Origin of the sequence: Collinsella sp. TF12-2AT (assembly GCF_003436735.1) — a bacterium.
GTDB lineage: Bacteria > Actinomycetota > Coriobacteriia > Coriobacteriales > Coriobacteriaceae > Collinsella.
The window spans coordinates 37,852-44,868 of record NZ_QSQK01000003.1; the positions used below are offsets into that span (position 1 = coordinate 37,852).

The following is a 7,017-nucleotide window of genomic DNA, read 5'->3' on the forward strand; positions in this document are numbered from 1 at the left end:
CCATGACCATGTTCGCTCGCGATCTTTCCGTCGCGCACTACCGCAGCTTCGATAGCTATCGCCTTGCCCTGGACGAGGGCGTGACGATACTTGCGGGACCCAACGCGGCGGGAAAGACCAATCTCATAGAGGCGCTGCAGCTGCTGACGAGCGGTTCCTCGTTTAGGCATCCGACCGCAGCCGAGCTCGTCCATGACGGCGTGGGCTCGTGCAAGATCGAGCTGAGGCTCGAGGGCGACGGCCGCGTGCTTGATATGGGATTGAGCGCGGAGGACGGTAAGCGCTCGTTTAGTCGCAACGGCAAGAGATGCTCTGCCGCCGGTGTGCGCGGGATTCTGCCGAGCGTGCTGTTTTGCCCCGACCATCTGGACATGGTTAAGCGAGGCGCCAGTGTGCGCCGCGCCGCCCTCGATGACTTTGGCATGCAGCTGAGCGCACGCTACGCCGATCTTGCGAGCACCTATGGGCGCTGCGTGACCCAGCGTAACGCCTTGCTCAAGGAGACCTGGTGCTGCCGTGAGATGCTCGGCGCGTGGAACGATTCGATTGCCCGCGCGGGCTCGGCCCTGCTCGTGCACCGGTTGGCCCTGCTCGACCGGCTGGCGGGCCATGTGCACACTGCCTACGGGCAAGTGGCGTCAGGTGAGGTCGCCAACGTGACCTATGCGTCCACGCTGGGGGATTTGCCCCAGGTCGAGGATCGCGAAGAGCTGAAGGGTTGGGCGTACGAGCGCATGCTGGCTGCCCTTGACGAGCATGCCGACGAGGAAATTCGCCGCGGCGTGACGTTGGTGGGACCGCATCGCGACGAGATTGAGTTTACCGTGGCGGGTCGCTCCGCCCGTTCATTTGCCAGCCAAGGACAGCAGCGTACGCTGGTGCTGTCCTGGAAGGTGGCCGAGGTTGCCGTGGCTCGCGATGTCCTGGGCACCGCCCCACTGCTGCTTCTGGACGACGTGATGAGCGAGCTCGACGGCGAGCGTCGCGGCGCTTTCCTGCGGCTGATCGGCGATGATATCCAGACGGTCATAACCACGACCAACCTGGGGTACTTTACCGATGACCTGCTTGATCGAGCCAAGGTGGTGAGCATGGGTGAGACGTGCTAATTACGAGCGCGAGAGCGAGACAGTCGCCTTCAGCGGGTTTTTGAACGCAGAGCGCCAGCGCATCCTGGCGGCTGCAACGCCTAAGCGCCGTGCGCAGATGGAGGCCGCCGAGGAGTCGCGCACGGTCTATCGCGCATGGAACGCGGTGTGCTCGGGCACGCGCGAGGGGCGGCATGTGACGGGACTGCGTTACCTGCCCGAGTCCAATGAGCTGCTGGTGTATCTCGACTCGCCCTCGTGGACGCAGGAAATGACGCTGTTGCGCGAGATCATCCGCGCGCGCATGGAGCGCGCCGGTGCGCATGTGGACGGCCTGGTGTTCAAAACCACCGCGCCCGGTCACACGCCGCCCGCCGCCAAGGAGCGCCTGCGCCCGGCGACGACCGAGCGACCGCCGGCCCCGCATGCCGACCTAAGTGAGGCCGAGCGCACCGAGATTGAGCGCCAAGTGGCGCCCATCGAAGACCAAAAACTGCGCGAGGCCCTCGAGAATGCCATGAGAGCCAGTGCCGAGTGGGCCAAGGGCGTGCAAAGCAAAAAAGAGCCTTAAATCGCATCTGGTGGCCTTGTAGAGCCAAATACCCTCGTTCCCGATGGTATTTTTTTACGATAAACTAGTAAGGCTGTACACATTTTCTTGACTGAAGGAGGACGTGTGGCAAACGAAAACGATTACGATGGCGGCGAGATTAAGATTCTCGAAGGTCTCGAGGCCGTTCGTAAGCGCCCGGGCATGTATATCGGCTCGACGAGCGCCAGCGGTCTGCATCACCTGGTGTGGGAGATCGTTGACAACTCCGTCGACGAGGCCATGGCCGGTTTCTGCACCGAGATCCAGGTGACGGTCCACGCCGACAACTCCATCACGGTCGTCGACAACGGGCGCGGCATCCCCGTCGACGAGCACCCTGTTAAAAAGATCCCGACGCTCGAGGTCGTCATGACGATCTTGCACGCCGGCGGTAAGTTCGATAACTCGGCCTATAAGGTCTCGGGCGGCCTGCACGGCGTGGGCATCTCCGTCGTCAACGCACTGTCCAAGCGCGTGGTCGTTCAGGTTCGCCGCGATGGCAACACCTACGAGATGGAGTTCTCGCGCGGCAAGACCGTCAAGAAGATGGAGGTCGTGGACACCTCGGATTCAACGGGCACCACCGTCACCTTCTGGCCCGACGACGAGATCTTCGAGACCTGCATCTACGATTTCGATACGCTGCACAACCGTCTGCAGGAGACGGCGTTCCTCAATAAGAACCTTAAGATTGCGCTGACCGACGAGCGCGAGGCGACTCCCCACGTGGAGGAGTTTTGCTACGAGGGCGGCATCATCGACTTCGTCAAGTTCCTCAACGAGGGCAAGGACGTCCCCGAGGCCTTTAAGGAGCCCATCTACATCGAGGGCAAATCGGATCCGGACGCGCCTGTGACCAAGATGGGCGAGGTCGAGGTTTCCCTGCAGTGGAATAGCGGCTACGGCGAGAACGTCATGTCGTTCGCCAACGACATCTACACTCCCGAGGGCGGCATGCACCTTGAGGGCTTCCGCACCGCGCTCACCCGCGTGATCAACGACTACGCGCGCAAACAGAACCTGCTCAAGGAAAAAGACGCCAACCTGACCGGCGACGATGTGCGCGAGGGCCTTTCGGCCGTTATCTCGGTCAAGCTGCCCGATCCGCAGTTTGAGGGGCAGACCAAGGCCAAGCTCGGTAGCTCCTATATGCGCGCGCTCACGCTCAAGATCGTGACCGACGGCCTCGCCGATTACTTGGAGGAGCATCCCAAGCCCGCCCGCGAGATCGTCAAGAAGGCGCAACAGGCCTGCAAGGCGCGCAACGCCGCCCGCAAGGCGCGCGAGGCGACCCGCCGCAAGAGCCTGCTCGAGACGGCGTCCCTGCCCGGTAAGCTCGCTGACTGCTCGGTGCGCGATGCCGAGCTGACCGAGCTCTTCATCGTAGAGGGCGACTCGGCAGGCGGTTCGGCCAAGGACGGCCGTCGCCGAGACATCCAGGCGATTCTGCCCCTGCGCGGCAAGATTCTGAACGTCGAACGCGTTGGTGACCATCGCGCGTTCTCGAGTGACACCATCCAGTCGCTGATTACCGCGATCGGCTGCGGCGTCACGACGAGTGCCGGCGACGGCGGCGACTTCGATATCACCAAGGCGCGCTACCACAAGATCATCATCATGACCGATGCAGACGTCGACGGTGCGCATATCCGCATCCTGCTGCTGACGTTCTTCTACAAGTACATGCGTCCGCTGATCGATGCCGGCTACGTCTATGTTGCCTGCCCGCCCATCTTTGGCATTAAGGTGCGCAACAAGATCCACTACGTGTATCCCAACGGCCGCCAGCCCGAAGACGAGATCCTGCGCGACACCATCCAGAGTCTGGGCCTGAACCCCGACGACAACGACGAGGACGGCAAGGCCAAGGACGGCAAGATCACCAAGAAGCGCAAGGGCTATACCGTCCAGCGCTACAAGGGCCTGGGCGAGATGGACCCCAAGCAGCTTGCCTCGACGACGATGGATCCCAAGACCCGCATCCTGCAGCGCGTGTCGATCGAGGATGCCGTGGTGGCAGACCGCGCCGTGCGCGAGCTGATGGGTTCCGAGGTCGGCTATCGCCGCGAGTACATCGAGAAGCACGCACATGATGCACGCTTCCTTGACGCTTAAGAGGAGATAACGTGGCAGACGATATCAGCAATAACGAGGGTATGGGCGAGGCCGGCGATGCCGGCATGCCCGACGATTTGAAGCGCCTGCTCGCCCGTGCTGAGCAGGGCGAGGACGGCGATCCGGACGCCTATAACCCCGATGCCGATGATGATGAGGAAGAGGACGACGACGGTGAGCTCGAGGAGAGCTTTGGCGAAGTCGACCGTGGCGCCTCGGCCGGCGAGGATATCAACGGCGGCCAGCTCCAGATTTCGGAGTTTGGCCGCGAGATGAAGCAGTCATTTATCGAGTATTCGATGTCGGTCATTACGGCGCGCGCCCTGCCGGACGTGCGCGACGGCTTAAAGCCGGTGCACCGCCGCATCCTGTACGCGATGAACGAGAGCGGCATCTACCCCAACCGCCCGCACAAGAAGTCGGCCTGGACGGTCGGCGAAGTTATCGGTAAGTACCACCCGCATGGCGACTCCGCGGTCTATGAGGCCATGGTCCGCCTGGCGCAGTGGTTCTCCATGCGCACGCCGCTCATCGACGGTCACGGCAACTTCGGTAACATCGACGGCGACGGCGCGGCGGCCATGCGTTACACCGAGAGCCGCCTGGCAAAGCCCGCCATGGAATTGCTGCGTGACTTGCAGAAGGATACCGTCGACTGGCAGCCCAACTACGACGAATCGCTCGCCGAGCCTCAGGCGCTGCCTGCGCGCTTCCCCAACCTGCTGGTCAACGGCAGCCAGGGCATCGCCGTCGGCATGGCCACCAATATCGCCCCGCATAACCTCACCGAGGCGATCGAGGCAACCTGCTACCTGATCGATAATCCCGACGCCACTGTCGACGAGCTCATGCAGATCATGCCCGGTCCGGACTTCCCCACCGGCGCCATCATCATGGGCAGTGCCGGTATTAAGCAGAGCTACGAGACCGGCCGTGGCTCCATTACCGTGCGCGCCAAGGCTCACGTGGAGTCCACCAAGACCGGCCGCAGCCGCCTGGTCTTTACCGAGATTCCCTACATGGTCAACAAGGGCACCCTGCAGGAGAAGATCGCCCAGCTCGTCAACGACAAGCGCATCGAGGGTATCTCGGATATGCGCGATGAGTCCAACCAGAAGGGTATCCGTCTGGTCATCGAACTCAAGAAGGGCGTCATCCCGCAGGTCGTGCTCAACAACCTGTACAAGTACACCTCGCTGCAGACGACCTTTGGCGCCAACAACCTGGCGCTTGTCAACGGCGTTCCCAAATGCCTGAGCCTGCGCGAGATGCTGCAGCACTACATCGACCACCAGGTCGACGTCGTCACCCGCCGCACCCGCTTCGACCTTAAGAAGGCCCAGGCCCGCGCGCATATCCTTGAGGGCTACCTGATGGCCCTTGACCATATCGACGAGGTCATCAGCATCATCCGCTCCTCGCAGACCGACTCCGAGGCCAGCGGCCGCCTGATCGAGCGCTTTGGCTTTACGCCCGAGCAGACCACGGCCATCCTCGAGATGAAGCTGCGCCGCCTGACCGGCCTGGAGCGCGACAAGATCCAGGAAGAGCTGGACGGCCTGCGCCGCGCCATCGCCTACTACGAGGACCTGCTGGCGCACGAGGAGAAGATCCTGGGCGTCATTAAGGAAGAGATGCGCGAGATCTCCAAGAAGTTCGGCGATAAGCGCCGCACCGAGATCAGCCATGTCGAGAAGGACCTGGACGTCGAGGACCTCATTGCCGATGAGGACATGGTCGTGACCATCACCCACACCGGCTATGTCAAGCGCATCCCGGTGGCCGCCTACCGCGCCCAGAAGCGCGGCGGCAAGGGCGTGTCGGGCGTCAACCTCAAAGAGGACGACGTCATCGACGAGATGTTCATCGCGTCCACGCACGAGTACGTGCTGTTCTTCTCGAGCAAGGGTAAGGTCTATCGCCTGAAGGTGCACGAGCTGCCGGTGGGTACGCGCCAGGCGCGCGGTACCGCAATCGTCAACCTGCTGCCCTTCGAGGAGGGCGAGAAGATCGCGAGCGTCATCAGCTGCCGCGAGTTCCCTGCCGACGAGTACCTGATGTTTGCCACCAAGAGCGGCATGGTCAAGAAGACCGTAATGAGCGCATATGACCGCAGCCGCCGCGACGGCCTGATCGCTATCAACCTGCGTGACGACGACGCGCTGCTGAACGTGCGCCGCGTGCGCGAGGGCGACAAGATTATCCTGGCCACCACCGCGGGCAAGGCGATCATGTTCTCCGAGGAACAGGTGCGCGCCACCGGCCGCGATACCAGCGGCGTTCGCGGTATCGGTATGAAGGACGGCGTGAGCGTTCTGGGCATGGAAGTCACTAACGGCAACGGCGATCTGTTCGTCATCACCGAGCGCGGCTACGGCAAGCGCACGCCGGTCGCGGACTACCCGGAGCAGAATCGCGGCGGCCAGGGCGTCTACACCATCCAAATGACCGAGCGTAAGGGTAACCTCGCGGCCATGAAGACGGTGGGCCCGCAGCACGAGCTGTTCATCGTGACGGAGGGCGCGACGGTCATTCGCGTCAAGACCGATGAGATTAGCCAGACTGGCCGCGCTACCCAGGGCGTCAAGATGATGACCGTCGACGACAACGACCGCATCTGCGCCGTAGCCCGCATGACGGCCGCCAAGGAGAAGCCCGAAGACGAAGGCGCCGAGGCCGCAACCGACGCCGAAGAGGCCCCAGTCGACCTAGGCGACGGCAACGACATACCAGAGGATCTCCTGGACGAGTAAGAGGCCCTAGCTGGTAGAAAATATCAGACCCCATATATCGGCGGTCGGGGCACCTGCGCGCCGACCGCTTTTTTGACAAGCTTGGAGCCCCGTGTCAGACGGCTGGGCGAGATGGGTTAGGTTTGTCGCGAGTTCCGCACGCAAAGAAGGCCACTTAATGTGGCCTTCGTCTTGCGCAGGACTGCCCGAGCAGCAAACCTAACCCATCTCGCCCAGCCGTCTGACACACCCCTCAAAGATTTTCAAAAAAGTTGTTGACGCGCGCGTAACGACTCGTCTAATATATCCCTTGCGCGATGGACCTGTAGCTCAGTTGGTTAGAGCGTCCGGCTGATAACCGGGAGGTCACAAGTTCGAATCTTGTCAGGTCCACCATCAAAACTGTGAAGAGCCTTGGGGCGTTGCCTCAGGGCTTATTTCTTGTCTGCGATAAATCTCATTTTGGTTTTGTGTGCTGTGCGAAAGATTG

The 7,017-nt window shown here is 62.1% G+C and carries 4 protein-coding genes and 1 tRNA gene; all 5 read left to right on the forward strand.

Annotated features, from left to right (window positions below; all coding sequences use genetic code 11):
• Positions 1–2: 2 nt before the first annotated feature.
• The 5 genes from DXD24_RS03255 to DXD24_RS03275 all read left to right on the forward strand — a co-directional run bounded on the left by DXD24_RS03255 (position 3) and on the right by DXD24_RS03275 (position 6,923).
• Complete coding sequence (locus DXD24_RS03255) at positions 3–1,109, forward strand: DNA replication/repair protein RecF (RefSeq protein WP_117629989.1); 1,107 nt, start codon at positions 3–5, stop codon at positions 1,107–1,109.
• Positions 1,096–1,659, forward strand: a complete 564-nt coding sequence (locus tag DXD24_RS03260) for a DciA family protein (RefSeq protein ID WP_117629988.1) — start codon at positions 1,096–1,098, stop codon at positions 1,657–1,659. Before DXD24_RS03255 ends, DXD24_RS03260 begins: the two co-directional genes overlap by 14 nt.
• Before the next feature lie 105 nt (positions 1,660–1,764).
• Positions 1,765–3,795 carry a DNA topoisomerase (ATP-hydrolyzing) subunit B gene (gyrB, locus tag DXD24_RS03265; RefSeq protein WP_117646143.1) on the forward strand — a complete coding sequence of 677 codons (2,031 nt, stop codon included), beginning with the start codon at positions 1,765–1,767 and terminating at the stop codon, positions 3,793–3,795.
• Between the two features lie 41 nt (positions 3,796–3,836).
• Positions 3,837–6,548, forward strand: coding sequence for a DNA gyrase subunit A (gyrA, locus tag DXD24_RS03270; protein WP_199407973.1), 2,712 nt, complete (start codon positions 3,837–3,839; stop codon positions 6,546–6,548).
• A 298-nt stretch (positions 6,549–6,846) separates the two neighbouring features.
• A tRNA-Ile gene (locus DXD24_RS03275) sits at positions 6,847–6,923 on the forward strand.
• The last annotated feature ends 94 nt before the right edge of the window (positions 6,924–7,017 follow it).